Origin of the sequence: Nocardia inohanensis NBRC 100128 (genome assembly GCF_001612945.1) — a bacterium.
GTDB lineage: Bacteria > Actinomycetota > Actinomycetes > Mycobacteriales > Mycobacteriaceae > Nocardia > Nocardia inohanensis.
Genome location: NZ_BDBK01000017.1, coordinates 122,019 through 147,861 on the forward strand (window position 1 = coordinate 122,019; position 25,843 = coordinate 147,861).

The window sequence follows — 25,843 nt, forward strand, 5'->3', positions numbered from 1 at the left end:
CCGGTTCAGATCGGCTGGAACCCCGACCCGATGCCCTGGCTCGCGTCGACGGCCCCGCGCACCGCGTCGAAGGCGATGCCGATGACGGGGGAGTGGAACGGGTTGTACGGATCGGTGCAGCTGAAGCGGAAAGCCCTGGTGTCGTTGATGAGTGGCGCGGAGACCATCCCGATCAGGCGATCGCCGACGGTCAGCGGACCACCGGAATCGCCGTAGCTGGAGCACGCCTGCTCGATGACGCCGACCGGGCTGGAACCCAATACGGTGCCGCAGGCGTGCCCGCTGGTGCGACCGTTCTGGCACACCACATCCCAGGTATCGGGGGTCGGAGCGGTGCCGGCGATGGTGGTGCCGCCCACCGTGCGGAGCGGGTCGACCCGGTTCGGATCGAATTCGATGACGGCGTAGTCGAGTTGCTCGTCGGCGGTGCGGACGACGCCGACCACCCCGGCGTCCCGGAACTGCTCACCCGCGACCGGCGTACCGGCCTCGGCGCAGTGCCCGGCGGTGAAGCCGACCAGTCGCCCCGCGCCGTCGTGGCCGATGGTGGTCAGGCTGCACTTGGTGTTGCCGCCGAGCACGATGCCCGAGCCGCCGCCGAGCGGGACCTTCGCAGCCGGGTCGGCCTGCGCCGACGGTGCGGAGAACCCCAGTGCGGCGACCACCGCCGCCGGCACGATCCAGCGGTGCGATTCGAGCATGCCCAACCACCCATCCGTCTAGACAACGTTTAACTACACGGTAGCTTTCCGGCTCAGCGCAGCCAGATCGGCCGCTGCGCGGCAAACGGATCGGACTGGACGCTCGGTACCTCGGCCCAGATCATGGCCTCGCGCCGGTCGAGAGTGTAGCGAGGCCAGGCGGCTCCCGGGTCCCCGTCGGCGATGAACGACACCCAGGATTTGTGGATGGCGTCGGCCAGCGACTGCGGTGGATGGTCGCCGGCCACCGCGGTCACGCCCTTTGCCTTCAGCAGATCGAAGGCGAACGGGACATCGAGGCAGTGGAAGGACATGCCGCGATACTCCGGGGCCTGCGACCGCCAGGCGAATTCGTAGAGCCAGGTCGGTTGATTGTGCGCGGCGCGGGCCTCGGCGACCCGATACGCCGGTGCGCGCAGCACGGCATCGCTCTGCGCCTGGCCGGACAGCTGCTCCGCGCTCTGGCCCGGATAGGCGGTTTTGAAGCCGTCGGTGGTGGCGGGGTCGAAGCCGAGCGCGGCCAGGGCCGTCGGCAGGGTGGCGTCGGTGACCGGCGGGGTATCCCCGCCGAACTTGGCTCCGTTGAACTCCTGCGTGGTGAAGCCGAGCAGCAGCGGAATATCCATGGCCGCACCGTTTTTCGTCATATCGGCGCTGGTTCGCGATCAGCGTGCCGTCCGCCCACGGTGCGAGCCCGAGCAGCAGGGCCGGTAAACTGTCCGGGCCCGTCGCGCGCAGCTTGTCCTCCAGGGCTTGAATCTGGTCTCGCCCCAGGTCTTTCATGGCGGCGGCGGTGGCCGGGAGCCCGGTGCGCTTGGTGGACAGCGCCGACATGGCCAGGGCCGTGGTGCGGTCGTTGGGCTGCGTCAGCGCGCCCGACTCCGAAATGCCCGCGCGGAACAAACCTTTCGCGGCGGGCGCCCCCATCAGCGCCCATACCGCGCCGCCGCCCGCGGACTGCTCGGCCACGGTGACCCGCTCCGGATCCCCGCCGAACGAGGAGATATTGTCCCGCACCCACTTCAGCGCGGCGATCCAGTCCAGGACGCCACGATTGTCCGGCGCGTCCTCCAGGTGCAGGAACCCTTCGATCCCCAGCCGGTACCCGATGGACACCACGACCACGCCGTCCCGATTGAACGCGGCCCCGTCGTACCAGGGGCTGGCCGAGCAGCCCGCCACGAACCCGCCGCCGTGAATCCACACCAGCACGGGCAGTTTCGAGTCCCGTCCGGTCTCGGGCGTGAACACATTGAGATTCAGGATCCCGTCGCCCTGAATCGTCGGCTCGGGAATGGCGGTCACCTCCGCCATCTGCTTCCGCTGCGCCGTTGGTCCGTATTGCAGACAATCCAGGGTTTCCCGCCACGGAGTCGGCGGAACCGGAGCCGCGAACCGCAACTCGCCGATCGGCGGCGCGGCATACGGAATCCCGAGGAAGGCGAACCCGCTCTCCCGCCGCTCGCCTCGAACCGGCCCATAGGTGGTGGGGACCACATCCGCCGCCGTCTTGGCTTCCGATCGATTGGAGCAGGCCGAGGCGGCCAAGACCAGGGCCCCCGCTCCAAGCAGCAACGAACGACGTCCGAACTTGTCAGCAGGCATCTCGACCTCGGTGTCCATATATGTCAACAGTTGAAAAAATTCTTCGCCAGCCTAATGTCTACCCCGTGCCCCAACAACCCGCCGTCCCACCCGGCGATCCCGCCGCGTCCGGCCCGGCCGTGCCTGCCGGGCCGGCCGCGGCCGCTGGCCCGGTCGTACCCGCTGGCCCGGTCGTACCCGCTGGCCCGGTCGTACCCGCTGGCTCGGCCGTACCCGCTGGCTCGGCCGTACCCGCCGAGCCGGTCATACCTGCCGAGCTGGCCTCGCCTGCCGAGCTGGCCTCGCCTGCCGAGCTGGCCTCGCCCGCCGCGCCGGTCTCGCCTGCCGAGCCGGGCGTGGCGTCGATCCCGGCCGATACCGGCACCTCGCACCGTGCGTCCGCTAGTTCCGGCGTCGCCGCGTTCGGCGTCGCCGCGTTCGGCGTCGCCGCGTTCGGCGGCGCGGCGTTCGACGGTGCCGCGCCCGCCGTGACCGCGCCCAGCGATGCCGCCGCTGTCCGCCGTCGCAATCTCGGCCTGGTCCTGCGTCACATCGCCGATCACGGTCCGTGTGCCCGCACCGAAATAGCCGCCGCCACCGGCCTCGCCCACGGCTCCGTCACCGCCCTGGTCTCGGATCTCCTCGAACGCGGCCTGATCACCGAGGACGCCGTCCAGCGCAGTGGCACCCGTGGCCGTCCTGGCCGCCCGGTTCGGCTGGCCCCCACCCGAGCGCTCATCCTCACCGTCCAGATCGGCGCCGACCGGATCCGGGTCCGTACCGCGGACTTGTCCGGTGCGACGGTCCGGGAGACCACCGCACCCGTCCGCACACCGATCGCGCCCGATCGGATGGCCGACACGGTTGCCGCCCTGCTTCAGCGAGCGGTGGCCGCCACCGTCGGAGCGTCGGAGTGGCCGCGCTCGGCATCCGGTGCTCCTTCGACCGGATTGCCTTTCCCGGCCGCCGTGGATGAGCCTTCGCCGCCGCACCCGGTGGTTGCCGGGGCCGGCGAGTTCGGCGGTGCCGCAACGGGTGTCACGGCGATGCCGGGGCGGGCTCGGTCGGACTCGGACGGCGCCGGCGCGGCGCACCCGGGATCGGTCGCACCAGCCGGCGATCGGTGGGATGCCGCGGTGGTACGGGTCGTAGTGGCCATGGCGGGGCCGGTGCGGGATGACGCGGCGCGGACCGTGGTGGTGGCGCCGGATTTCGGGTGGCTGGGCCCGGTTCGGCTGGGAGAGTTGATCGCAGCGCGAATGCCGGGGCTGGGGTGTGCGGTGGAGGTGGTCAACGACGGGAACGCGGCGGCGTTGGCGGAGTTTCATGCGCGGGGGCGGCGGGATCGGGTGGTGCTGATCGAGGCCGGGACAGGGATCGGCGGTGGCGTCGTCGTCGATGGGCGCATCGAGACCGGTAGTCACGGTGTCGCGGGGGAGCCGGGACATATGCCGGTCGGCTGGGACGGGCCCGAATGTGCTTGCGGGGCACGGGGTTGTCTCGTTGTATACGCCGGGCCGGAGGCGGTGCTGGGTGCGGCCGGATTGCGGGACATGTTGCGGGACCAGGGGGTGTGCGCCGCCTCCGCCGAATTGGTGACCCGCCTCCGGGCGGGCGACGGCCCGGCGCTCACGGCGGTCGAGGTGGCCGGGCGGGCCATCGGGGCGGCGGTGCAATCGATCACGGCCTTGCTGGATGTGGATGCGGTGGTGCTGGGCGGGACGCTGGCGCAATGGTTTCCGTGGCTCGCGCCCGGCGTGGAGTCCGCTCTGGCGGGACGGCGCGCGTTGCTGCCGGGGCTGGCCCTCGAAGTGGTTCCGGCGGTGCTCGGGCAGGACGCCATCCTGCTGGGCGCCGTCGAATTCGCGCGGCGCGCAGTGCTTTCCGATCCGGCGGTGGTGCCGCCGCTGCGGGCCGGATGAGCGGTCCGCGGGCGGCGTGGATCAGTTCATCGGGGTGGCGAGCAGGAGGGCGACCAGCACCAGGCAGGTGGCGGCGGTCAGCCAGGCCATGGCCCAGCGGCTGATGTGGCGGTTGCCGGTGCGGATATTGGTGAGGGTGAGGGCGCGGAATTCCCGGTCGGCGGTCTGCCGCCCCTCGGCGAAGGCCGGGTCGCCGGGGTGCAGATCCTCGGTGAGCCAGGGCAGGAAGTGCAGGGTCCAGAGCGTTCCGGCGTCATCGGTGATATGCAGGCGCAGACCGGTTCTGGAGCGGATGGGGGCCAAGCGTATGGCGAGCGCGGTGAGCGGATGTGGTCCCAGGCGGGCGGCGAGATGGACGAGCATGGCGGTGACGGCCACCCCTCCCGCCGTCACCGCCATAATCGCCCGCGACAGCGGCGGGATGCCCTCGAGCACCAGTGCCGCCGCCGCGAAGAGGAACCAGAAGGGTTGCAGGACAGGCATTTCCAGCTGCGCCCGGGCGTCGGTTACGGTGCCGGTGAGACTGGAACGGCGCGGGTCCATGAGATCGACCTCCCGGATCTCGGAACATGCTGCCGGGTAACGGAGCACCGGGCTTCAGGAGCAGGGCACCGTCACGGTGCAGCGTTCGCAGTGCTGGGTGCGGCGACGCGACCGCCGCCGGGCCGCTCCCGCCCGCCGCCGGTCGCGCTGCTCGACCCGGACAGCCAGGCGCACAACGACTTCCCGCAGCTCCATGCCGAGCTCGGCGGCACGGATCTCGGCCAGTTCCAGGGCGGGCCCGGGGTCGGTGAGGGTTGGGTCGCTGAGGATTTCGTCCAGGACCATGCCGCTGACGGCCTGCTCGTAGCTGAGCACCCGTGCGGGTAGCCAGCTCAGGATCCACCCGTCGCCGGAAGTGGGTGTGCAGACGGCGAATTCGGGTGAGACGTCGCTCGTGATGGACCAGGGAGTGGTGTGCAGGGCCATTGGGCGTACACCTCCTCGAGGGAAGCCAGGGACCACGCGACGGTGGTCTGTGACATCAATGCTAGGTCATGGCTCACATGTAGAGAAGCGATAGTTTGTGTCCTGTAAGGCATTTGAATAATCGAGAAATGCCACAAATATGTCAGTAAGCACATCATGTGTCGAAGAAGTGCCCGGATTGAGGCGAGATTGCTTGGAGTGCAGGCTGAAACCACTCTGGAAGTGGCAGCAATGCTCGCCTCGAGGTATCAAGATTTTCGCTGGTAGGTTCGCGAAACCCGCCCCGGCCCAGCGCAAAACTGAAAATCAGAAAACCCACTCCAGGTGCCTGGCATACATGACACATCGTGCTTAGGATGGGGCACGCACGACACGTTCTGGGCGCAGCAATGCAGAACATGATGGGAGACACGGCATGTCTCGCTCGACCTCGGAGGGCGAGCCGGTCGGCACACTGGTGCGCCGACTCCGCAAGGAACGCGACCTCACACAGGCGCAATTGGCCACGCGGGTCGGCTGCTCACGCAGCCTGGTCCAGCAGATCGAAAACAACACGCGCATACCGCCTCTCGCGCTGCGCGAACGGTTGAGCTCGGTGCTGGGCGAACGCCTGCCCACCGGCGTCGAGGAATCCGACGGCGACATCGCCACCAGCGAACTCCGCATGCGCTTCAATATCCTGCTCGGCAAGGACCCCGACGTGGTGTCCCGGGTGCTGGCGGTGGCGCAGAGCCTGGTGGACGCGGCCGGCGCGCGCGGCGAGGTGGAGCCGCTGCGCTCGATCGCCGAACGGCAGCTGGAGCGCGCGGAAGAGGTCTTGACGCAAATCCCTTCCGGCAGCGCCACGGTCTGGGAATGGAACACCATCAACGACTGGCTTACCGTGCTGGGCCGCGCCGAGACCGCCATCTGCGCCATTCACACCGCCGACCTGGGCACCATCGGCGGCGACGTGGGCGATGAATACCACCAGGAGATCCTGCGCCTGGCCGGCGCCGGCGTCTCGGTGCGCCGGCTGTACGTGGTGGACGCCATCGATGACGTGGTCCCGTACGAGGACAAACTCTGGCAGCAGGTCCGGGCCGGGGTGGAGACGGTGCTGATCAATCGCGCTTTCGCCAGCAACGCGCAGAGCATGCTGATCGTCGACGAGAGTTATGTGGCGACCGGGGAATACGATATGGGCCGCCGGGAACGGGTGGCCACCCGCTTCTCGGCGCTGAAGCACGACGTGCAATTCTCCCAGCGCAGATTCAACAAACTCTACGAACTCAGGAGTGCCGGAATGGCTCTCGTGGTCAACGATGTCGCGGCGCGACCGGAACTGGCCCGTTATCAGCGTCTCGCGCAGGACGACTGCCGCGCCCTGTTCCGTGCCGGGTTGCGGCGCGCCTGGGGCGAGACCAATGGGGAGTCGCCGGTCGAAGGCCCCGCCCGGTGAGCGAACCGACCGCACTGTGGTCCCGCGCCAAGCGGGTCAGCCTGGCGAATCGTTCCGACGAGCGCAAGAAGACCGCACGCGCCTTCCTGGGCGAGCATCCGGTCTTTCGCGGGACGCACGGCCGGGTGTACCAGGGCGTCATCGACGCCTATCACGGGGAGACCGAGCTGCCGATGGATCCGGCCGCCGCGGCCGCCCTGGACGTGGCTTGGCGCGAGCTGATGACGGGCGCGCAGCCGGCGGAGTATTGGAACGGCTGGCTGTACGACAAGCGCCAGCCCTCGATGCTCCGGAAGCTGGCCGCCGAGCGGCTGTTTCAGCGCCTGCACCGGCCGGTCGCGACGGTGCCGGGCGTCCGGGTCGCGCCGGAGGAGGTCCTGGTCTGCCCCTACTCGAGCACCATCCTGCTGGAGGAGGCGGTGGCCACCATCGCCCGTCCGGGCGGCGTGCTGGTCAGCCCGGAGGGCTACTACAAGAGCGCCGAGGAGCACATCGTCAAGTTCGGGCTGACGCTGGTCACCAGTCCCGCCACCCCCGACCGCTCCTTCAAGATCGACCCCCGCGCCCTGGCCCGCACTCTGGAACAGCATGCGCGCCAAGGTGATCTGTGCGGCGTCATGCTCACCCTGCCCGGCAATCCGGTGGTCGGCGACTACACCGTCGCCGAACTCACCGAGATCGCCCGCGTCCTGATCGCCGCCGACACCCCGATCATCTGCGATATGTCCTTCGACCTCCTGGTCGACGACCACCTGCCCCTGGCCGCCCTGACCGTCGACACTCCCGCGGGCCCGGTCCGCCTCTACGACCGCATGGTCAGCATCACCGGAAACTCGAAGGCGTTCAACGCTTTCGGCCCCTGCAAGGTGGGCGCGGTCTGCTCCGGCGACCCGAATTGGCTCGCCGCCATCCGCGAACGCCTGCGCGTCTCGTTCCAACGCGAGACCACCCACCTGGTCCGCGCCACCATCGAGCACACCACCGAGCCCTACCTGGCCGCCAACCGCCGCTACCTACGCGACCAGGTCGAGACCGCCTACCGCCTGCTGGAGGACATCAACACCCGTTGCGGCGCAGTGCTACTCCGCCCCCTCGGCAGCCGCCAGGGCATGTTCATGACCGTCGAATTCGACGCCGACCTCATGGCGAGCGCGGGAGTCCGCGAGCCCTACGAACTCGAAGACCTTCTGCTCACCGTCGCCGGCATCGATTCGGTCGCCCTGGACCGCACCGGTTCCCGCCGCCTCGGCGTCCGCCTCAACGTCGCCGCCCCCCGCCGCCACCAGGACGCCGAACCGGGTGACCTGCTCGGCGAGCTCTTCGACCGTCTGGAGCTCCTGCTGCAACGCCTGCGTTCGGGCGTGTCCTACCCGGATGCGTTGGGCGAGTTGCGAATTCCCGCCATCGCGGTCGCCTCGTGATCGTCGGCGTGCCGCGCGAGACCGCCGACGGTGAGCGGCGGGTGGCCCTGACCCCCGCCGATGTGAGACAGCTCGCGGAGCGGGGCATCCAGGTGCTCGTCGAGCAGGGTGCAGGCTGGCGAGCCGACTTCACCGATGCCGGGTACCGCATGGCCGGAGCGGTGCTGATGTCGGACCCGGAGTCGGTATTCGTGGCGGCGGACGTGGTCGCCTGGGTGAAACCGCCTGCCCGCGGACTGGATTCGCTACCGCTGCGGCCGGGGCAGGTGCTGATGGGGTTCCAGGATCCGATCCACCGGCGCGCCCGCCTCGCCGAGCTGACCGCGCGCGGGGTGAAATCGATTGCCTTCGAGCTACTTTCACACCGCAGCACCGACGGCCCCCCGGATCCGCTTTCGGCCATGAGCCGCATCGCCGGCGCCGTGGCCTATCGGGAAGCCCGCGCCCTGCTCTCCGGCGAACCGGGGCCGCACCCGGTATCGGCGTCGCCTGTCGCAGTCGGGCAAGTCGTTCCGGCCGGTCGCGTCCCCGCTCCCGGAGTGCCCGCGCTGCCGCCTGCGCCGACCCGGCAGCGTGGGGTGCGCGCCTTGGTCATAGGCGCGGGCCAGGCGGGGCTCGCGGCCGTCGCGGCGGCCGTGGCGGCGGGTGATGAGCCGCCCACCGTGGTCGGCAACCGCCCGGCGCAGCGCACCGCCGCCCTCGAGGCCGGTGCCGGCGACTTCCGCGTCGCGGGGACCGCCGACGCGGTGGCGGATGTAGTCCGGAGATGTACCCCCGATCTGGTCCTGTGCGCCGCTGGGCAGCGTGGAAACGTCGCCCCGGTTCTGCTGGATCACGCCGGGCTGGAGGCACTTCCGGCCGGCGCGATAGTCGTCGACCTGACCGCCAAAGCCGGCGGCAACTGCATCGCGACCGTCGCCAATACGACCGTTCGCCTCCCCTCCGGCGTCCTCGTCATGCACCGCTCCAACTACCCCGCCGCCCGCCCGAACCTGGCCAGCCGGGCCTACGGCGCTGCCACCGCCACCGAGATCCTCGGTCTCGCCGCCGCCCGCAAAGCCGTTCCGTAGACATGGCCGGAGATTCGCTGAATCCGGGCTATCGGGTGGTTCGATGTGGCAATGGATCTGCGGACGGACCTTCCCGGCACCATTGATGCGCTGCTGCCCGACCTGACGGGCCTGCTCGAGCAGCTGGTTTCGATACCATCCATCGCGTTTCCGGATTATCCCAAGGAGGATGTCCAGCGCGCGCACGACTTGGTTGCCGATGAATTGCGCAAGTCGGGGGTCGACGACATTCGGGTGCTGAACCTGCCCGACACCTCACCGGTGATCTACGGGCGGATTCCCGCGCCGGAGGGCGCGCCGACCGTGTTGCTCTACGGCCACTACGACGTCCAGCCATCCGGCGACGAATCACGATGGAACACACCGCCGTTCCAGGCCGTCGAGAAGGACGGTGCGATCTATGGGCGGGGGTCGGCCGATTGCAAGGCGAATGTGGTGGCGCATATCGGTGCGCTGCGGGCCTGGGGTGGTAAGCCGCCGGTGGGCGTCACCATTGTGATCGAGGGGCAGGAGGAGTACGGGTCGGGGTTCGACGACTATCCGGCCGAGCATCCGGAGTTGTTCCAGGCCGACGCATTGCTCATCTGCGATGCGGGCAATATTCGCGCCGGGACGCCGACGCTGGTCACCGCCTTGCGCGGGGTCGCGGATGTGTTCGTGGAGGTCCGCACCTTGGCCGCGCCCGTGCACTCGGGGCAGTTCGGTGGCGCGGCGCCGGACGCGTTGCTGGCGCTCATGGCGGGGCTGGCCACCCTGCACGATGCCGACGGGAATGTGGCGGTCGAGGGGCTGCGCCGGGACGAGTGGACCGGAATGAATTACACCGACCGGGAATTCGCGGAAGTCACCGGCATGGAGCCGGGGATGCCGTTGCTCGGAACAGGTCCGATCGGTGAGCGGATCTGGTACGGCCCGGCCATCACGGTGATCGGCCTGGACGCCCCGCCGACGAAAACCGCTGCCTCGGCGGTGGTTCCGTACGCCAAGGCGTATTTGAACGTGCGCGTGCACCCGGAGCAGGATCCGGCCGAGGGGCAGCGCGCGGTGATCGAGCACCTGAAGAAGGTCAAGCCGTTCGGCATCGAACTCCAGGTCACCGCCGGGGATGTCGGGGCCGGATTCGCCGCCGGCACAAGCGGTCCCGCCTATCAGGCCATGAGCCGGGCCATGAAGCAGGCGTGGGGTACCGACGCGGTCGACTCCGCCATGGGCGGCTCCATTCCGCTCACCAATTCGATGGCCGCCGCCAATCCCGGCTCCGAGGTGCTCATGCTCGGCGTCGAGGATTCCAAATGCAATATGCACGGCTTCAACGAGCGAGTCCTGTTGAGCGAGTTCAGGAATACCGCGCTCGCCGAGGCCGAATTCTTCCAACTCTTCGCGGACAGGATGCGCAAGTGACCGAAGCGGCGGTAGACACCGCTCCACAGCCCGGGCAACACCGCAAGAAGCGCGGATTCCCCTCCACCTACACGATTCTGGCGGGCGTCACGGTCGCGGTGTGGCTGCTGGCCTTCGTGATCCCGCCCGGCGTCTACGAGATGGACGACAAGGGCCATCCGATCGCCGGCTCCTATCACCGCATCGACTCGGCCAAGAGTTTCGTGGAACGGCTGCGGGACCTGTTCCTGGCTCCGATCAACGGGCTCTACGGCATTCAGGACAAGACCGGGCAGGTCGGCCCGGATCTCTCCGGTGACCTCTACGGCGCGGCCGCGGTCTTCATGTTCGTGCTGGCGGTGGGCGCGTTCATCACCGTCGCCTTCGCCACCGGTGCGCTGGACAGCGGTATCGGCCGCCTCGCCTACAAACTGCGCGACCGTTCCTTCCTGCTGATCGTCGGCATCATGGTGGTGTTCGCGGTGGCGGGCACGGTCGAAGGCTTCGCGGAGGAGACGCTGGGCTTCTACGCGCTGCTGGTGCCTTTGATGCTGGCGCTGGGCTACGACCGCATGACGGCGGTCGGCGCGATCATCTCCGGCGCGGGCATCGGCGTGTTGTGCTCCACCGTCAACCCTTTCGCCACCGGCACCGCCTCCTCGGCGGCGGGCATCGCCATCGGTGACGGCATCGTGCTGCGCGTGGCCATGCTCGTCGTGCTCACCGCGGTGACCGTCGCCTACGTGCTCTGGTACGCCCGCCGGGTGAAATCCGATCCGGACAAGTCGTGGTCGGGCTGGCTGCCCGGCGACCGCGATGTGAAAGCCGAGGAGCACGAACCGGATCCGATGACCAAGCGCCAGGTCGCGGTGGTGTGGCTGGTCGGCCTGACCTTCGCCTTCATGATCTTCTCGATCATCCCGTGGGGCACCGTCGTCAAAGGCCCGGACGCCCAGAAGTATCCGTGGGAGCTGGACTGGTTCTTCCCGGAGCTGACCGCCCTGTTCCTGGTCGGCGCGGTGGTGGTGGGCCTGGTCGGCGGGCTCGGCGAGGCCAGGATGTCCGAGCAGATCGGTAAGGGCTTCGGCGATTTCGTGGGTGCGGGCATCGTGATCGTGCTGGCCCGCGGCGTCACCGTGATCATGAACAACACCCAGATCACCTCGACGGTGCTGCACGCCCTCGAAGGCGTGGTGACCGGCACTTCCTCGGCGGTCTTCGCGGTGGCGGTCTTCCTGGTGAACGTGCCCCTGGCGTTCCTCATCCCCTCCACCTCCGGCCACGCCACCCTGGCCATGCCGATCATGGCCCCGCTCGCCGATTTCGCGAATGTGCCGCGCTCCCTGGTGGTTACGGCCTGGCAGTCCGCCTCGGGCTGGGCGAATCTGGTCACCCCGACCACGGCCGTGGTGACCGGTGGCATCGCTCTGGCCAAGGTGCGCTACGACCGCTACGTCAAGTTCATCGCCCCGCTGATGGGCATCCTGTTCGTGCTGATCTGCGCGTTCCTGGCGGTCGCGGCTCTGATCGGCTAACTCTCGGTGAAACGCTCCCAGGCCAGGCGCAGATGCGCGGTCATATCGATGCTCTCGTCGATCAGCCAGCGCGACTGCAAACCGTCGGTGAGCGCCAGGAAAACCGTTGCCATGGCCTCGATATCGACGTGCTCGGGTAGCCGGCCGGACTCCCGCATACCGCGCAGCACCGCGATCATCCCCGCGGTGCTGCGCCGGTAGTGCTCGCGCATGTACTCGTGCGCGGGATGACGCGGGTCGGCCGCGGCCGCCTGCATATGGGTGAAAAGCTCGACCAGGCCCGGCACCTCGATATTGCGTCGGATGATCTTTATGAGGTCTTCGGGATTCTCGTAGTGGGCGGCCATGGCGGCCCCGTCGATCTCGTCGCGCTTGCGCAGCACCGCGACGAACAGCTCCTCCTTGGACCCGAAGTAGTGCAGCAATCCGCTCTGGCTCAGCCCGACCGCCTCGGCCAGCTCCGCCACCGAGGTCGCGAGGAACCCGCGCTCGGCGATGGTCGCCAGCGCGGCCTCGAGAATCTGCTCTCGTCGTTCGATGCCCTTGCCGTAGGGCCCGCGTTTCGCCACCGCCCGAGTGTATGCGCTGCTGGTGGGCTGCCTTGCGAGCCAAAACCGAGCACTGTACGGTTTTCGATATGCGATTCCGCCGCCGCAATCTCGCCCTCGTCGTCCTCGCCGCCTCGGCCGCGCTCACCCAGACCGCGGCCCCGGCCTTCGCGCGCCCCGAACCGCCCGCGCGGGTCGAGCCGTTGGGCGCGGACTTCATGTGGGGCGTGGCGGCCTCCGGCTTTCAGTCGGAAGGGCATGCGCCGGACAGCAATTGGTCGCGCTATGTGGCCGGCGGCAAGGTCTCCGATCGGTACCGCGATTCGATCGACTTCTTCACCCGCTACAAGTCCGACATCCAGCTGGCGAAGGACTTGGGTGTGAAGGTCTATCGCATCGGCATCGAATGGGCGCGCGTGCAGCCGCAGCCCGGGGTGTGGGACGAGAACGCCCTGCGCTTCTACGACGATGTCATCGCCACCATCCGCGCCGCCGGGATGCGCCCGATGCTCACCATCGACCACTGGGTGTACCCGGGCTGGGAGGTGGATCGCGGCGGCTGGAGCAATCCCGGCATCGTCGAGGACTGGCTGGCCAATGCCCGCGTGGTGGTCGATCGGTTCGCGAGCGCCGACCCGCTGTGGGTGACGTTCAACGAACCCATCGCCAATGTGGCGCTGGAGATCGGCTACGGCGGCATGCCCGCGACCTCGTTCACCGCCATGCAGGACAAGCTGGCCCGGGCGCACAACGGCATCTACGACTACATCCACGCCGAGCAGCCCGGGGCGCTGGTCACCAGCAACGTCGCCTATATGCCGGGTTTCGAGGAGGGGGCCAACGGCCGTTTCGTCGACAGTATCGCCGCCAAGCTCGATTACGTGGGCATCGACTACTACTACGGCCTCTCGCCGGACACTATCGCCTCGCAGGCGGCGGTCAAGGACATGTGGACCAAGCCGCTCCAGCCGGAGGGCATCTACTATGCGCTGCAACACTATTCGCGCAAGTTCCCCGGCAAGCCGCTCTACATCGTGGAGAACGGCATGCCCACCGAGGACGGCAAGCCGCGCGCCGACGGTTACACCCGCGCCGACAACCTCCGCGACAATATCTACTGGATCCAGCGCGCCAAGGCCGACGGCATGAACGTGATCGGCTACAACTACTGGAGCCTCACCGACAACTACGAATGGGGCTCCTACACACCGCGTTTCGGTCTGTACACGGTCGACGTGCTGACCGACCCGAGCCTCACCCGCAAGCCCACCGACGCGGTCCCGGCCTACACCGAGATCACCCGCGCCGGCGGCGTTCCCGCGGACTACCGGCCCACCCGGAACCCGCAGCCGTGCTCGCTGGTCGATCCGCTGGACAGCTGCACCGATCCGGTGACCGTCCCGCGCTAGCCGGTGGCGGCAGCGCGCACCAGCGCGGTGGAGCGGGCCGGCGCCTCGGCGGCCGGGGAGTCGTCTATCGCGTTCAGCCCCATGTCATTTCACCCTTCGCGACCTTGGTGCCGAGGTTCGCGGCGATCTTCAGCCCCGCATCGGGGTATGCCTCGAGCAGTGTGGATTCGGCGGTGGCGGCATCGGGGGAGTCGGCGATGACCTTCTCGAAGAACCACAGGTAGTCGCCGGTCTGGCGGATGGCGGTCTGATCGGTGGGCGTGCCCGCCGCACGGTGGCCGGCGACCACGAAGGTGGGGTCCAGGGCGAGTAGATCGTCCAGAGCGCCGCGCCAGGCGGCCCGCTGCTCCGGCGTGGCGGTGTCGGCGGTCCAGACGTGCAGGCCCTCGAACAGCAGCACGCCGCCGAGCAGGGCCCGGGCCACGGGCTCGTAGACATACCAGGCGCGATCGCCCAGGGCGTCGGTGGCGCGGCGGATCTCCAGCGCGGTGCCGTCCACGGTGACGGTGTCCGTGGTGAGCGGGTCGATATTCACCAGGCGGGTGGGCAGATTCGCGCCCAGGTGCGCCCACGCCTGGAGTTTGCCCGCGTAGCTCTCCCGAATGTGCTCGATGACGTCGGCGGGAGCGAGGAACTTCGCCTCGGGGAAGGCGTCGGCGATCACCTCCGCGCCGAAGTAGAAGTCGGGATCACCGGCGGTGATCAGCACCGTGCCGAGCCGCTTGCCCGAGTCCAGCACCTCGGCCACGATGCGGTGGCCGTCGGCGCGGGTGAACCCGGCATCCACCACGAGGGCCTCGGTCGCACCCGTCACCAGCACGCTGGTCTTGTTCAACGAGGCGTCCGCGGAGTCGAAGATCCGGTATTCGAGGCTGGTCATAGCTGCTTGCCTTCCTGGTCATCTCGATTGGCTATGACCGGAAGCCTATGGGGATGAACTGGCCTTCCACGGGATTCGAGCGGGCCAGGTGCACCAGTGGGGCGCGATCGCCGCGATCGACGGCCCGGTCGCCCTGTTCACGCCCGCGGTGATCGACGCCGATACGCGCGAGCGGATCCGCGCCGCCCTCTGCGCCACCGCTCCCGCGCAGCCGCGGATCGACGCGCCGGACCTCCCGGCGGGCAACGGTATTCGGGATGCCGCGCGGGTGCGGCTGCTGGCGGGGGCGCTGCTGCTGCTCGCGCTGGCCGCGGCCACGGGCGCGAATCGAGATCCGCTCAGCGCAATGCCGGAATGACCTCGCTTTCGAACAGCTCCACGCCGGAGCGGTCGTAGGCGGTCTCCGGGAAGTAGTGGATGGCGTAGGCGAGGCCGAGATCGCGCACCTGCGCGAGCTTTTCGATGATCTGCTCCGGCGTGCCGACGGCGGGGGAGGTGCGGAACAGGTCCTTGACGTGCTGCTGCGCCCCTTCCGCACCGGTGTACGGGGTCAGCCGCGCCACCAGCGCCGCCAGACGCTCCTCCACCTCGGCCTCGGTCGCGCCGACCAGGGTGTTGAAATTGGAGCTGCGGGTGATGGCGTCGAAATCGGTTCCGACATCGGCGCAGTGGGCGCGCAGCAGTTCGGACTTCTGGGTGAAGGTCTCCGGATCGCCCGCGAAGTTGGTGTAGGAGGCGTACTTCGCGGCGATGCGCAGCGTCTTCTTCTCCCCGCCGCCCGCGACCCAGATCGGAATCCCGCCTTCCTGCAAAGGAAGCGGCCGCACGATGGCCTCGTTCACCTGGTAGTGCTTGCCGTCCAGGGTGGCCTTGCCGGTGGTCCAGGCCTGCTTGAAGATCTGCACGCCTTCGTCCAGGCGCGCCAGTCGCTCACCGGCGGACGGGAATCCGTAACCGTAGGCCCGCCATTCGTGCTCGTACCAGCCCGCGCCGATACCCATCTCCAGCCGCCCGCCCGAGATCAGATCCACGGTGGCCGCGACCTTGGCCAGGTAGGCCGGATTGCGGTAGCTGATGGCGGTACACATCTGCCCCAGCCGCACCCGCGAGGTGCTCGCCGCGAAGGCGGACATCAGCGTCCACGCCTCGTGGGTGGCCTCTTCGGTCGGGACCGGGACGGTGTGGAAGTGGTCGTAGACCCAGATGGATTCCCAGGCGTCGGTGGCATCGGCGCGTTGCGCCAGGTCTCGCATCACCCCCCACTGTGCCGCCGGGTCGATACCGACCAGGTCGAGTCGCCAGCCCTGTGGGACGAAGAGGCCGAAGCGCACGTGAATCTCCCTTCGAGTGTTCCGAGCAACCACTGTCTCGGCTGAGCCGGGACATCCGCAATGATTCCGCGCCCCGTGCGCCGAAAAGCAAATTGTCCCAGACGGGTTAGCATGGAGCGGCAGCGGCCACTGGGGGACCGCCACACAGGGAAGGCGCTCGACGATGAGCACTATCGAACTGACCACACCCGACGGCACCATCGATGCCCTGCTGGAGCGGCCCGCGGGCCCCGGCCCCCGGCCCGGCGTGGTGGTCCTGCACGACGGGCTCGGCATGACCGTCGACACCCAGCGTACGGTGCGCCGGCTCAGCAACAACGGCTATCTCACCATCGCGCCGAACCTGTTCGCGCGCGGTCGCGTTCGCTGCGTGCCCACCCTGCTGCGTGAGGTCATGACCGGCGTGGCCGGCGTCGGCACCCGCGACATCCTCGCCGCCCGCGCACTCCTGGCCGCCGACCCGGACTGCACCGGCAAGATCGCCGTAGTCGGCTTCTGTCTCGGCGGCGGCTTCGCACTCCTGGTGTCCCCCAAAGGTTTCGACGCCGCCGCGCCGTTCTACCCCTCCGGCAGCGGCAAATACGCCGACTTCCTGCGCGGCGCGTGCCCGGTGGTGGCCAGCTACGCCCGCAACGACCCGATGAACCCCGGCCGCGGTCCCAAGCTCGAGAAGGTGCTGACCGATTACGGCGTCGAGCACGACGTCAAAACCTATCCGGGCGTAACCCACTCCTTCGCCAACGAGACCCCGGCCGAACCACTGTTGAAGGTCACCGGACTCGGCTACAACCACGAGGCCACCGAGGACGCGTGGCGCCGCATCTTCGCCTTCTTCGACAAGCACCTGGCCTGAGTCAGTCCCGCCCGCGGGTGAGCAGCGTCAGCGCCCCCGCGGCGAGTACGGCCAACGCGCCCAGCATGATCGGGTAACCGAGACCGAAGCTGTCGTGCAGCAGCGCCATCACCACGGGAACGCCGAAACCGAGGTAACTGACCGCGTAGAACACCGCGGTCAGTCCGGCCAGATCGTCGGGCCGGGCAATGCGTTCGATCTCCAGCAAGCCGGCGACCAGCCCGATGCCGAAGCCCATGCCGAGCAGGATCGCGGTCAGCACCGCCAGCCACAGTTGCATCAGGCCGGAACCGACTGCGGCCGCGACCATTCCGCCGATGATCAGCGTCAGCGCCAGCGCGGGCAGCCGCAGCGTGCCGGGCTGGTCGATCCGGCGCGCCACCGATTGAATGCCGAATCCGCAGCCCAGGGTGATGACAGTGATGAGCGCGGAGAACGCGATCGGCGCACCGTGCACCTCGGGCATCATGAGCGTCGGCATGATGGCGTAAGCCGTTGCCGACGAAGTGAACAGGAACAGCGAGACCGGCAGCGCGATCCACACGAATCGGCGATGACCGGCGGCGGGCACCTTCAGATCGTCGATCAAACGGGCCTTGTCCGGCTGCGGCACAGCGGTTTCCGGCGTTCGCCAGATCAGTGCGGCGGCGCACACGCACAGCAGCACGTTGATCAGATACGCGAGGGTGTCCGGCCAGGGGGCCCACTGCGCGAGCACACCGGCCACGCCCGCACCGACACCGAATCCGCCGGTGAGGCTCATGGCCGAACGTCGTGCCCCGGTGCCCGGTGCGGTCTGCGGCGCGTACGGCGGCTGCGAGAGTTCCTTGAGCCAGCTGCTGCCGACGGCCATGGCCAGGCCCAATGCCACCCCGCACAGCACCCGCCCGGCGGAGAGCATCGGCACCGCATCGGCGCCGAACGCCAGCAGCAGCGATCCGGTGGCGGCGATCAGCGGCGCGGGGCGCATGAGCGGGCGCCGCCCGTAGCGATCCGAGAGCGGTCCGCCGATGAGCAGCGCCGGCACGATTCCCAGTACGTATTCGAACAGCAGCAGATCCACCGTGGTGACCGGCAGCCCGTCACGCTTGTACATGACCAGCAGCGGCGTGAATTCGTTTCCGCCCCAGGCGATCGCGAAGATGGCGAGGGCCACGCCCAGCCAAGCCTTGGTCGAGACGCGGGTTGGCGGGGCGCCGACGGGGGTCAGCGTGGCCATTACTGTCCTCTCAATTCCACTCGATGCACATCCGTCAGGTGCTTCGCCAGCGCCGCGGCGAATCCCGTCGGGTCCCCGGCTTCGATGAGATCGGCCAGGCGAGTGTGTTGTTCGATGATCAGGTCGGTGTCGGTCTCGCCGTGTCGCAGCGCGACGCTGTTCATGCGGCGCTGGCGTTCGCGCAGCGAGTCGTAGAAGGCGGTCAGCAGCGGGTTGTCCGCGGCGACCACGTATTCGCGATGGAAATCGGCGTCCACGACGGCGAATTCGTCGAGATCGCCCGCGGCGGCGAGCGCGCGCTGGTGTTCGAGCGAGGCGCGCAGACGGGGCATGAGGGTGGTGCGGCCGGTGGCCGTGAGCGCGCGTACCGCGCCGGTTTCGACCACGTAGCGAGCGTGGATCACATGCTCGGCTTCGTGGGAGGGAACGGGTACGACCAGGGCGCCGCGTTTGGGGTAGAGCCGCATCCAGCCCTCGGTCTCGAGGCGCAGGAAGGCTTCGCGTACGGGTGTCCGCGAGGTGCCGAGCAGGGTGGCGATCTCGCCTTCGCTGATCAGCTCGCCGCCGGGCAGTTCACCGGTGAGGATGCGTTCCTTGACCTCACGGTAGGCGCGCTCGGCGGATGAATACGTCTTAGACACAAGTCGCAGCCTAGGCGACCAACCGGTTGGATTTGCTGGCCTGTGGCTGGCATCACCCGGGCGACCTGCCCCGGTTGAAGAGCATGCGGGTGCCCTCACTTGCGCGGGAGGCATCCGGGCGGGGATGATTCGCGTGTTGGCATGTTGCCAGTAGGAGACAGGGAGGTCTGCAATGGCGAACGACGCCACCACGCCGCTGAAGGACGTCGTCAACGGCGCACTGGAATTCACCATTCCGATCGCGCACAAGATGGGCGTCGAGGCACTCGAGGTGCGGCCCGGATACGCGGCCAACCGGGTGCCGATCGAAGGCAACGGCAATCACTTCGGCGTCATGTACGCGGGCGTGCTGTTCACCGTGGCGGAGATCCTCGGCGGCGGCATCGCCATCGCCACCTTCGACACCGCCAAGTACTTCCCGCTGGTGAAGGACCTCCAGATCTTCTTCCGCAAGCCCGCCAAGACCGATGTGACCGCGGTGGCCGAACTGTCGGACGAGGAGATCGCGCGCATCGCCGCCGAGGCCGACGAGAAGGGCAAGGCCGACTTCGAGCTGAAGGCCACCGTCACCGACGCCGACGGCGTGGTCGTCGCCGAGACCGTGGGCCTGTACCAGCTGCGCACGCACGGCAAGTAGCACAGCCGAAAAGGCGGGCGGCCCGGAAACTTTCGGGCCGCCCGCCTTTCGGGTGCATCAGGCGATGATGATGTAGCCCTCACAGCCGGTGCCCGCGCTGCCCGGCCACTCCGAACCGCTCACCTTGAACGGAATCGCACCCGGTCCCGGCGTGCCCAGATCGACCTGGGTGGTGACCGGCTTGTAGGTGTCGGGCAGGTTGACGCGATTGCCCTGCATCTCGATGCGCGCGTCATCGGTGAAATTGTCGGAGGTGTTGATCTCCAGCGTGGTCGGCACCCCCGGCCGCGCCATGATGGTGGTCTGCCCGCACTTGCCCTTCGAATAGTCGAGGGTGATCTTCTGCGGCTGCGGTGCGTCGGCGAACGACGACACCGGTGCGAGGAACAGACCCGCGGCGCCGAGCACGGCGAGCAGGGTGACGCGGCGGAGGTAACGCTGGGACACGGTATTCACGAGCAAACCTCTCTCCAGTAGTCACGAACGATGGGTCCCCCGGAACGAACGCCGCAGATCATGCCAGATCAGCGCGCGTGCGGCGGTGAGATTCGCGCAGGCGGCCCAGGTTCGCTCAGGAGCAGGCGTTGTCCCGCAGGCAGGCGAGCAGCAACAGCGTCACATCCGCCTTGGGCGGAGCGGTCGAGCGCGGTTGCGCCGCCAGCGGAATGCGCTCGAAATCGGCCGCGTTGGTCGCCCCGAGCTGGGTGGCGGACCGGAAACCATACTTCTTCCAGGCGATTTGCTGGATCTTCGAATCCTGGAGCGCGGTAATGAGTTTGCGCGCGTCGGCGGTGAGTGTGAGCACCGGGTTGCTGTTGAAGATGGTCGGATCCGGGTACAGCATGCGGGTGCCCGCCAGCAGCGCGTCGGCGGCCGCGGCATTGTCGCGATAGGCGACCAGCTGTTGCAGCACCTGGTTCTCGTAGCCGGCGTACAGCGAGGCCGCGCCCTGGATCAGCCATTCCCGGAAGCCGCCGTCCGAACTGTCGGATTGCAGGCCCTGCGCGTCGTAGAGTCCCCGCACGGTGGGCAGTCCGGCCTTGGCCTCGGTGAGTGTCGGTGGCTGGTACACCTCACCGGAGGCGACCACGGTGAGTTCCAGTTGCATGAGCGTGAATCCGGAGTTTGAGGTCTTCGGGTCGGTGCTGGTGATACGGATCGGACCGGCCAGGTTCCGGGCGCCGATGCTCTCCCATTTCTGTTTGGGCAGCACATATTCCAGCAGTAGCCGTTTGAGATCCATGATGTAGTAGGAGTTCTCGCGCACGGCCACGATGCCCGCACGCACCAGCGCGTCGGTGGCGGCCGGTCCGGCGTAGATCACCTCGGGCGATTCCAGCACCGATTCCGCTCGATACTCCGGGAAGTCGCTCATGGTGTGCTTCTGCTCGAAGACGCTGCGCGCGCTCGCCGAGGACGGCCACAGGCAGCCGATGCCCTGCGCACGCAGCTGATCGGTGGGCACCTGGGCCAGCTCGTAGGAGCCGCGCTTGTCGAAGCGCACCTCGAGGCCGTAGTCGTCGCGCAGGATGCGCACCACCTCCGGGTCGGCCATGAGCGCCGACTTCTCGGACCCGCCGAGACAATTCAGCTTGGTGACCGCGGCCGGGGTCTGCTGGGAGCCGCGGATCAGCACGACGCCGGCCACGATCACCACCACGGCGAACACGACGGCGATCAGCACCGGTAGACGAGACTTGTTCATCGCTCCTCGCTCGGGGGCAACTGGGTGGGGAAGATCAGTTCGAGGTGCGCGAGATCGGTGAAGAAGCCGGTCAGATCCGCCGCGCCGACCTGTTCGGCGGCGTGCGTGGTGAAGCCCTCGAAGCCGCGCAGCGCCTCGCGGCCGCGCCGTAGCAGGGTCGCGGCATCGGGGTAGGTGTCCGGATGCGCCTGGATCTCGAGATAGCGTTCCAGCGCCGATTCCACCCCGGTGAGCCCGCCCAGCAGCTGCTCGGAGATGGTGGAAAGGCTGTCGGGGTCCAGCTTTTCGGTGCGCTCCAGGACCCGTGGCACGGCGTCGCAACCGCGCAGCACAGCACCCCGCGTATCGGTGTCGGTGACCCGCCCGGCCAGCGCCGCCACCCGCACGGTGGCGCGCCGTACCCGCTGTGCCAGCTGTTTCCGCTCGCGCGCGGCCGCGATCTGTTGTCCCGCGAGCACTGTCAGCACCGCGATCCCGACCGCGACCAGCGCGGCCCCGCCGACCGAACCCAGCATCGCGTAGATCCCGAGGAAAGCCGCGACCAGCACCGCCAGTGCCGTGATCAGAACCGTATTGCCCGGCAATCGAACTCCTTACCGGTAGCCGGTGGCCTGGCGCAGCGCCGCCACCATATCGTCGGAGGCCAGGAAGGATCCGCCGGTGCGCTGCGCGATTTCCCGGAGCGCCTTGGTATTGGTGCCCGTGCCGAATCCGATGGCCACCACCGGGATTCCGGCCTTGGCGATCTCGGCCAGGCCGTTGCCGCCCTGGGTGTCGTCACCGTCGGTCATCAGGATGACCAGCCGCTTGCGCTTCGGATCGGCGGCGGCGTCGAACTGCCGGGCGGCGCTGGACAGGCAGCCGTAGATGCCGGTGCCGCCATCGGGTTTACGCTTGCGCACGGCGTCGTGCAGCGCGTTCAGGCCCGGAAGACCGTTGCCGTCAACCCATTTCATGCCGTCGGTCGCGGAGCTGAAGACCAGCACCGCGGTGCGATCCTTGGGCCCGGTCTGCAACAGATACTTCTTGGATTCGACCGGGTCGAACAGCAGGTTCGCGGCCTGCTGCACGCCGTCCCAGCCGCCGTTGTCGGCCATACTGCCGGAGGCGTCGATGCAGTACACCAGGTCGGTGGGGGTGCGGTACACGGTCTGGTAGTTCTCCAGCGCCGCTTCGATGACCGCGCTCGCCGGATAGGTGATGGGCTGCTGCGTCAGCGTCGCCTGGATGCCCCAGGCGGGGTCGAAGACGTCCTTCGGCGCGTCCGGCAGGGAGAGCCCGATACTGGTGATCGGCCGCCGGCCGAGGCTTGTCAGGCGTTTCTGCGTAGCCGCCGTCAGCAGGAAGTCCTGTAGGCGGTGGAAGTTCTGCTGCTTCGCGGTATTGCCCCCGTGCGGCAGGAAGCCCAGCGGCGCGTCCGAAATCGCCAGCACGCCTTTGGGATACACCACATGCAGCGGTTCCTGTCCCTGCTTCACCAGCTCCCTGTTGCGCTCGATCACCAGGTCCTCGTAGGTGAACAGCGTCTTGCACTGCTGCGGGGCGGCCAGGCATTCGTCCATGAGCAGTCCGGTCGAGGGCGGCGTCTTGGCGAAAGCCCTTGCGAAGCGCGTGATTCCGGTGCGCACCGGTTCGGAGTCGAGCTGCTCCTTGGTGAGCGCCACCCCGGGTCCGTTGCCCGCGAAGTAGTTCAAAAAGCCCAGCAGCACCGTCGCACCCGAATTCGATTGCGTCGGATTGGTCATCCACGCGGTCGTCTTCTCGGCCTCGACCGCCGACAGGATCTCCTCGATCCCCACCTCGCGATCGGTGAATCCGAGCGCGTCCAGTTCGGCCTTGCGTCCCGCGTACACCAGCGGTGTGCTGAACATCGGCTGCACCTGCGTCAGCCGATGGGTCGCGTCGCCCAGCTGCTGAAACACGCTGGAGGCGAACCAGAACGCGTCATAGGGCGGGGTGTCCCCGGATTGCAGCAGCCGCGCCTGATCCACCGAACCCAGCTTGGTCATGGTGCAGGTGAGCTGCTGATCGCGGCACCACGGCTGCACGATCTGCTGGAACACCGCCTCGTGCTCGGAGCCGGCGACGATATTGAGCACCTCGGCATCGTCGTCATAGGTGGTGACGGAACCGTTCCCCGGCTTGTCGGCTCCGCATCCGGCCAGCAGCCCACACACGGTGAGCAGCGCCGTGACAAGCACTTTCGTGCGCCGGTCTCGCAATTGGCGCATCCTTCCCCTCGGTTACGAGAGCTTAAGCAGCCGCTACCGAGGGGAAGGTGAACTGCCGATGTCGCGTCAGCGAAACCCTGGGGCGAAATGCGCCAGGGGGCAAGAGCTCTCGGGTGCCGGCTCAGACGGGGAGGCCGTCGACCGGCAACGGGAACGGGCGCTTGGCGACCCGATGGTCTCCGGAGGAGCGGCCCTGCACCCGGTTCATCGCCCACGGCACGAGTGCGACGCCCGCCCATTGGACCTCGGCGGCGATGGCCTGCAAGACGTTCCGCTCCGGCAGCGCGGGCATGATCGGCCGGGTCCAGGTGTCATCGCTGCCGGGCAGCCCGAGCGCCTCGGCGAGTGCGTCCGCGATGCGCTGATGCCCGAGCGGGCTGGCGTGCAGCCGATCGGGACTCCACAGCCGGGGATCGGCGACCACCGCGTGCTGCGCCGCCTCGGCCACGATCACGCCGTACCGCGCGGCCGCAGCCCGCACTCGTTCGTTCACGGCGGCGACTCGCCCGCGCACCGCCCGGGCCATCGGAATCAGCCGTCCCACATCGGGAAACGTCAACGTGGCCACCACGGCCCCGGTCCCTGCGAAGGCGGCGAACATGGCCTCCACATGCCCGACCACCTCGTCGGGATCGAACCGAGGACGCAGCAGATCGTTCATGCCCGCGAGCACGGTCACCAGGTCCGGTTCCAGCGCCAGCGCAGCGTCCAACTGCTGCGCCCGGATCTGCCACGCCAGCTTGCCGCGCACCGCGAGATTCGCATACTGCAATCCGGGATTCACCAGCGCGATCTGCGCGGCCAGCCGATCGGCCCAGCCGCGCAGCCCGGTTACATCATCGCCGTCTCCGACGCCCTCGGTCTGACTGTCGCCCAAGGCTACGTATCGCGTGAAGCTGCCAACAGTCATGACGGACTGTTCCGCCTCTCCGAGTATTCAGCGGCGGCTGAGCGCCGTGCGGAGTTATCGACCCGAGCCTACTTCGAGCGCCCATCCGATTTTGGGCGTCCCCCAGGAGTTATCCCGAATTTCACGAAATCAGTTATCACCTTTACCTAAGCGAGGAGTTCCGCGGCGATTGGTGAGCCACGGTGCGCGCCGGGCGGGATGGCGAAGAACGCGCTACCGGTGTGCTGGATGACGGCATCGAGGCGATCGGTGGCGGCCAGAGCCGTCTGCGCCTTGATGAACTGCTCGGGGGGATTGTTCATGTAGGCGCTGAACAACAGTCCGGCGTCGAGCTTGTCGTGACCGCTGTGCGTGTGCTCGGGGGTGCCCGGCGCGTGCGTGTGCTCGGCTTCGCCGGTGGCGGCCCCGGGCGCGGTGGAGAGCAGGGTGCCGTAGTCGTAGCTGTATCCGCGCCGCAGCATGGTGATGCCGTTGACGAGGCGGATGTGGGCGTCGGCCGGGATGGCGAGTTCGCCGTTGGCCAGGCGCTTGGTGAGATCCACCGGATCTGCTTCCCGCTCACCGCTCAATGGCGCGCCGTCACTGCGGCGGCGGCCGATGATGTTGTTCTGCTCGGCGAGCGCGAGCATGTCCCAGTCCGCGGTCTTCATCCGGATCTTGCGGAAGACCAGGTAGCTGCCCCGGTGGAACCACTCCGGTTCATCGGCGGCCTCGACCCAGACGGCCTGGTCGAACTCGGCGGTGCCGCGCTTAGGATTGGCGGTGCCGTCCTTGTGCCCGAACATGTTTCGCGAAGTGCCGCCGTCGGCGGGCCGGCTCAGGAAGCCGTGCTGGGTCCAGCGGATGTTCCCGAGCCCGGGCATTCTGGCGCGCAGGGCGCGGAAGGCATGGCTGACGACCTGGTTGTCGTCGGCGCAGATCTGCACCAGCACATCACCGCCGGACCAGGCGGATTGCAAAGCGTCCCCGGCGAATTCGGGCAGCGCCTTCAGATGCTTGGGCCGCCGCGCGGCGAGCCCGAAGCGTTCGTCGAACACCGCCGGACCCAGCCCGAAGGTGAGAGTCAGCCGCGCCGGATCCAGTCCGGTGGCGAAGTCGGTGCGCACACTGAACCCCGGTGCGTCGGCGGGATTCTCGGGCGCCTCCACGCCGGCGGTGAGGGCCGCGGCGGTTTCGGTCCAGACGGTGAGCAGTTCACGCAGCACCCCGCGGTCGGCCTTGGCGATATCCACGGACAGGAACATGGCGTGGGCCTGCTGCGGGGTGGCGATGCCCGCCTGGTGATCGCCGTAGAAGTCCTCGGCCCGTGCTGCTTTCGCGGTCTCGGACGCGGTGCCGCGCCCGATCGCCACACCCGCCGCCGCGACTCCGGCGGCGGCCAGGCCCGACCCGAACAGGGCGCGCCGCGATACCCGCCCGCCTGTACTACCCGTTGTAGTATTTTCGCTCACTCGCG

Annotated in this window: 25 protein-coding genes and 1 pseudogene; 10 read left to right on the forward strand and 16 right to left on the reverse strand. The window is 68.4% G+C overall.

Features of this window, described 5'->3' with window-relative positions; all coding sequences use genetic code 11:
• Window positions 1–5: 5 nt before the first annotated feature.
• The 3 genes and pseudogenes from NI1_RS31260 to NI1_RS39630 form a co-directional block, all read right to left on the reverse strand.
• A complete protein-coding gene (locus NI1_RS31260) occupies window positions 6–701 on the reverse strand; it encodes a chymotrypsin family serine protease (RefSeq protein ID WP_067828157.1) in 696 nt (231 codons plus the stop codon).
• 53 nt (window positions 702–754) lie between these two features.
• Window positions 755–1,348: a carboxylesterase family protein gene (locus NI1_RS39625; RefSeq protein WP_245663493.1), complete on the reverse strand. Its 594-nt coding sequence runs from the start codon at window positions 1,346–1,348 to the stop codon at window positions 755–757.
• A 238-nt stretch (window positions 1,349–1,586) separates the two neighbouring features.
• Window positions 1,587–2,324 (reverse strand): annotated as a pseudogene (locus NI1_RS39630) (carboxylesterase family protein); the annotation flags it as partial.
• Between the two features lie 47 nt (window positions 2,325–2,371).
• On the opposite strand from NI1_RS39630, the gene NI1_RS31270 reads away from it, so the two are divergent.
• Complete coding sequence (locus NI1_RS31270) at window positions 2,372–4,207, forward strand: ROK family protein (RefSeq protein WP_157535436.1); 1,836 nt, start codon at window positions 2,372–2,374, stop codon at window positions 4,205–4,207.
• A 21-nt stretch (window positions 4,208–4,228) separates the two neighbouring features.
• Here the strand turns inward: NI1_RS31270 and NI1_RS31275 are convergent, their stop codons facing one another.
• Together NI1_RS31275 and NI1_RS31280 are read right to left on the reverse strand one after the other, a co-directional pair.
• A complete protein-coding gene (locus NI1_RS31275; protein ID WP_067828162.1) occupies window positions 4,229–4,750 on the reverse strand; it encodes a hypothetical protein in 522 nt (173 codons plus the stop codon).
• Window positions 4,751–4,804: 54 nt separating this feature from the next.
• Complete coding sequence (locus NI1_RS31280) at window positions 4,805–5,176, reverse strand: hypothetical protein (protein WP_067828165.1); 372 nt, start codon at window positions 5,174–5,176, stop codon at window positions 4,805–4,807.
• A gap of 415 nt (window positions 5,177–5,591) precedes the next feature.
• Between NI1_RS31280 and NI1_RS31285 the strand changes: the two genes are divergently transcribed.
• Genes NI1_RS31285 through NI1_RS31305 form a run of 5 tightly spaced genes read left to right on the forward strand, consistent with a single transcriptional unit; the run spans window position 5,592 to window position 12,023 of the window.
• Window positions 5,592–6,617, forward strand: coding sequence for a helix-turn-helix transcriptional regulator (locus NI1_RS31285; protein ID WP_067828168.1), 1,026 nt, complete (start codon window positions 5,592–5,594; stop codon window positions 6,615–6,617).
• The gene (locus NI1_RS31290) at window positions 6,614–8,038 is read left to right on the forward strand and encodes a pyridoxal phosphate-dependent aminotransferase (protein WP_067828170.1); all 1,425 of its coding nucleotides are present in this window, start codon (window positions 6,614–6,616) and stop codon (window positions 8,036–8,038) included. Before NI1_RS31285 ends, NI1_RS31290 begins: the two co-directional genes overlap by 4 nt.
• Window positions 8,035–9,108 (forward strand): Rossmann-fold NAD(P)-binding domain-containing protein, encoded by a 1,074-nt coding sequence (locus tag NI1_RS31295; RefSeq protein ID WP_067828172.1) that lies wholly within the window; start codon window positions 8,035–8,037, stop codon window positions 9,106–9,108. The genes NI1_RS31290 and NI1_RS31295 overlap by 4 nt, the downstream gene beginning before the upstream one ends.
• A 51-nt stretch (window positions 9,109–9,159) precedes the next feature.
• Window positions 9,160–10,509, forward strand: coding sequence for a M20/M25/M40 family metallo-hydrolase (locus NI1_RS31300; RefSeq protein WP_067828175.1), 1,350 nt, complete (start codon window positions 9,160–9,162; stop codon window positions 10,507–10,509).
• The gene (locus NI1_RS31305) at window positions 10,506–12,023 is read left to right on the forward strand and encodes a YfcC family protein (protein WP_067828178.1); all 1,518 of its coding nucleotides are present in this window, start codon (window positions 10,506–10,508) and stop codon (window positions 12,021–12,023) included. The genes NI1_RS31300 and NI1_RS31305 overlap by 4 nt, the downstream gene beginning before the upstream one ends.
• On the opposite strand, the gene NI1_RS31310 is transcribed toward NI1_RS31305, so the two are convergent.
• Complete coding sequence (locus tag NI1_RS31310) at window positions 12,020–12,592, reverse strand: TetR/AcrR family transcriptional regulator (protein WP_169815657.1); 573 nt, start codon at window positions 12,590–12,592, stop codon at window positions 12,020–12,022. The genes NI1_RS31305 and NI1_RS31310 overlap by 4 nt on opposite strands.
• A gap of 68 nt (window positions 12,593–12,660) precedes the next feature.
• Between NI1_RS31310 and NI1_RS31315 the strand changes: the two genes are divergently transcribed.
• The gene (locus NI1_RS31315) at window positions 12,661–13,980 is read left to right on the forward strand and encodes a glycoside hydrolase family 1 protein (protein WP_067828181.1); all 1,320 of its coding nucleotides are present in this window, start codon (window positions 12,661–12,663) and stop codon (window positions 13,978–13,980) included.
• Window positions 13,981–14,053: 73 nt separating this feature from the next.
• Here the strand turns inward: NI1_RS31315 and NI1_RS31320 are convergent, their stop codons facing one another.
• Window positions 14,054–14,860 carry an MBL fold metallo-hydrolase gene (locus tag NI1_RS31320; RefSeq protein ID WP_067828184.1) on the reverse strand — a complete coding sequence of 269 codons (807 nt, stop codon included), beginning with the start codon at window positions 14,858–14,860 and terminating at the stop codon, window positions 14,054–14,056.
• Between the two features lie 88 nt (window positions 14,861–14,948).
• Here NI1_RS31320 and NI1_RS31325 point away from each other — a divergent pair, with 88 nt between their 5' ends.
• Window positions 14,949–15,218, forward strand: coding sequence for a hypothetical protein (locus NI1_RS31325; RefSeq protein ID WP_067828186.1), 270 nt, complete (start codon window positions 14,949–14,951; stop codon window positions 15,216–15,218).
• On the opposite strand, the gene NI1_RS31330 is transcribed toward NI1_RS31325, so the two are convergent.
• On the reverse strand, window positions 15,199–16,191 hold the full coding sequence (locus tag NI1_RS31330) for an LLM class F420-dependent oxidoreductase (protein WP_067828189.1): 993 nt from the start codon (window positions 16,189–16,191) through the stop codon (window positions 15,199–15,201). The genes NI1_RS31325 and NI1_RS31330 overlap by 20 nt on opposite strands.
• A gap of 163 nt (window positions 16,192–16,354) precedes the next feature.
• Between NI1_RS31330 and NI1_RS31335 the strand changes: the two genes are divergently transcribed.
• Window positions 16,355–17,044, forward strand: a complete 690-nt coding sequence (locus NI1_RS31335) for a dienelactone hydrolase family protein (RefSeq protein ID WP_067828192.1) — start codon at window positions 16,355–16,357, stop codon at window positions 17,042–17,044.
• A 1-nt stretch (window position 17,045) separates the two neighbouring features.
• Here the strand turns inward: NI1_RS31335 and NI1_RS31340 are convergent, their stop codons facing one another.
• Window positions 17,046–18,263, reverse strand: coding sequence for an MFS transporter (locus NI1_RS31340; protein WP_084524064.1), 1,218 nt, complete (start codon window positions 18,261–18,263; stop codon window positions 17,046–17,048).
• Entirely contained in the window at window positions 18,263–18,904 is a 642-nt protein-coding gene (locus NI1_RS31345; RefSeq protein WP_067828195.1) for a GntR family transcriptional regulator, read from the reverse strand. The genes NI1_RS31340 and NI1_RS31345 overlap by 1 nt, the downstream gene beginning before the upstream one ends.
• Window positions 18,905–19,076: 172 nt before the next feature.
• Here NI1_RS31345 and NI1_RS31350 point away from each other — a divergent pair, with 172 nt between their 5' ends.
• Window positions 19,077–19,541 carry a PaaI family thioesterase gene (locus NI1_RS31350; protein ID WP_067828198.1) on the forward strand — a complete coding sequence of 155 codons (465 nt, stop codon included), beginning with the start codon at window positions 19,077–19,079 and terminating at the stop codon, window positions 19,539–19,541.
• A gap of 57 nt (window positions 19,542–19,598) precedes the next feature.
• On the opposite strand, the gene NI1_RS31355 is transcribed toward NI1_RS31350, so the two are convergent.
• From NI1_RS31355 to NI1_RS31380, 6 genes are all read right to left on the reverse strand, one after another.
• Window positions 19,599–19,997 carry a hypothetical protein gene (locus NI1_RS31355; protein ID WP_157535437.1) on the reverse strand — a complete coding sequence of 133 codons (399 nt, stop codon included), beginning with the start codon at window positions 19,995–19,997 and terminating at the stop codon, window positions 19,599–19,601.
• A 115-nt stretch (window positions 19,998–20,112) separates the two neighbouring features.
• Window positions 20,113–21,246 carry a hypothetical protein gene (locus NI1_RS31360; RefSeq protein WP_067828204.1) on the reverse strand — a complete coding sequence of 378 codons (1,134 nt, stop codon included), beginning with the start codon at window positions 21,244–21,246 and terminating at the stop codon, window positions 20,113–20,115.
• Window positions 21,243–21,830 carry a hypothetical protein gene (locus tag NI1_RS31365; RefSeq protein WP_067828207.1) on the reverse strand — a complete coding sequence of 196 codons (588 nt, stop codon included), beginning with the start codon at window positions 21,828–21,830 and terminating at the stop codon, window positions 21,243–21,245. Before NI1_RS31365 ends, NI1_RS31360 begins: the two co-directional genes overlap by 4 nt.
• A 9-nt stretch (window positions 21,831–21,839) precedes the next feature.
• Window positions 21,840–23,468 carry a vWA domain-containing protein gene (locus NI1_RS31370; protein WP_218026849.1) on the reverse strand — a complete coding sequence of 543 codons (1,629 nt, stop codon included), beginning with the start codon at window positions 23,466–23,468 and terminating at the stop codon, window positions 21,840–21,842.
• 130 nt (window positions 23,469–23,598) lie between these two features.
• A complete protein-coding gene (locus tag NI1_RS31375) occupies window positions 23,599–24,387 on the reverse strand; it encodes an SGNH/GDSL hydrolase family protein (protein ID WP_067828213.1) in 789 nt (262 codons plus the stop codon).
• Window positions 24,388–24,533: 146 nt separating this feature from the next.
• Window positions 24,534–25,838 (reverse strand): Dyp-type peroxidase, encoded by a 1,305-nt coding sequence (locus tag NI1_RS31380; protein WP_067828216.1) that lies wholly within the window; start codon window positions 25,836–25,838, stop codon window positions 24,534–24,536.
• Window positions 25,839–25,843: the final 5 nt, after the last annotated feature.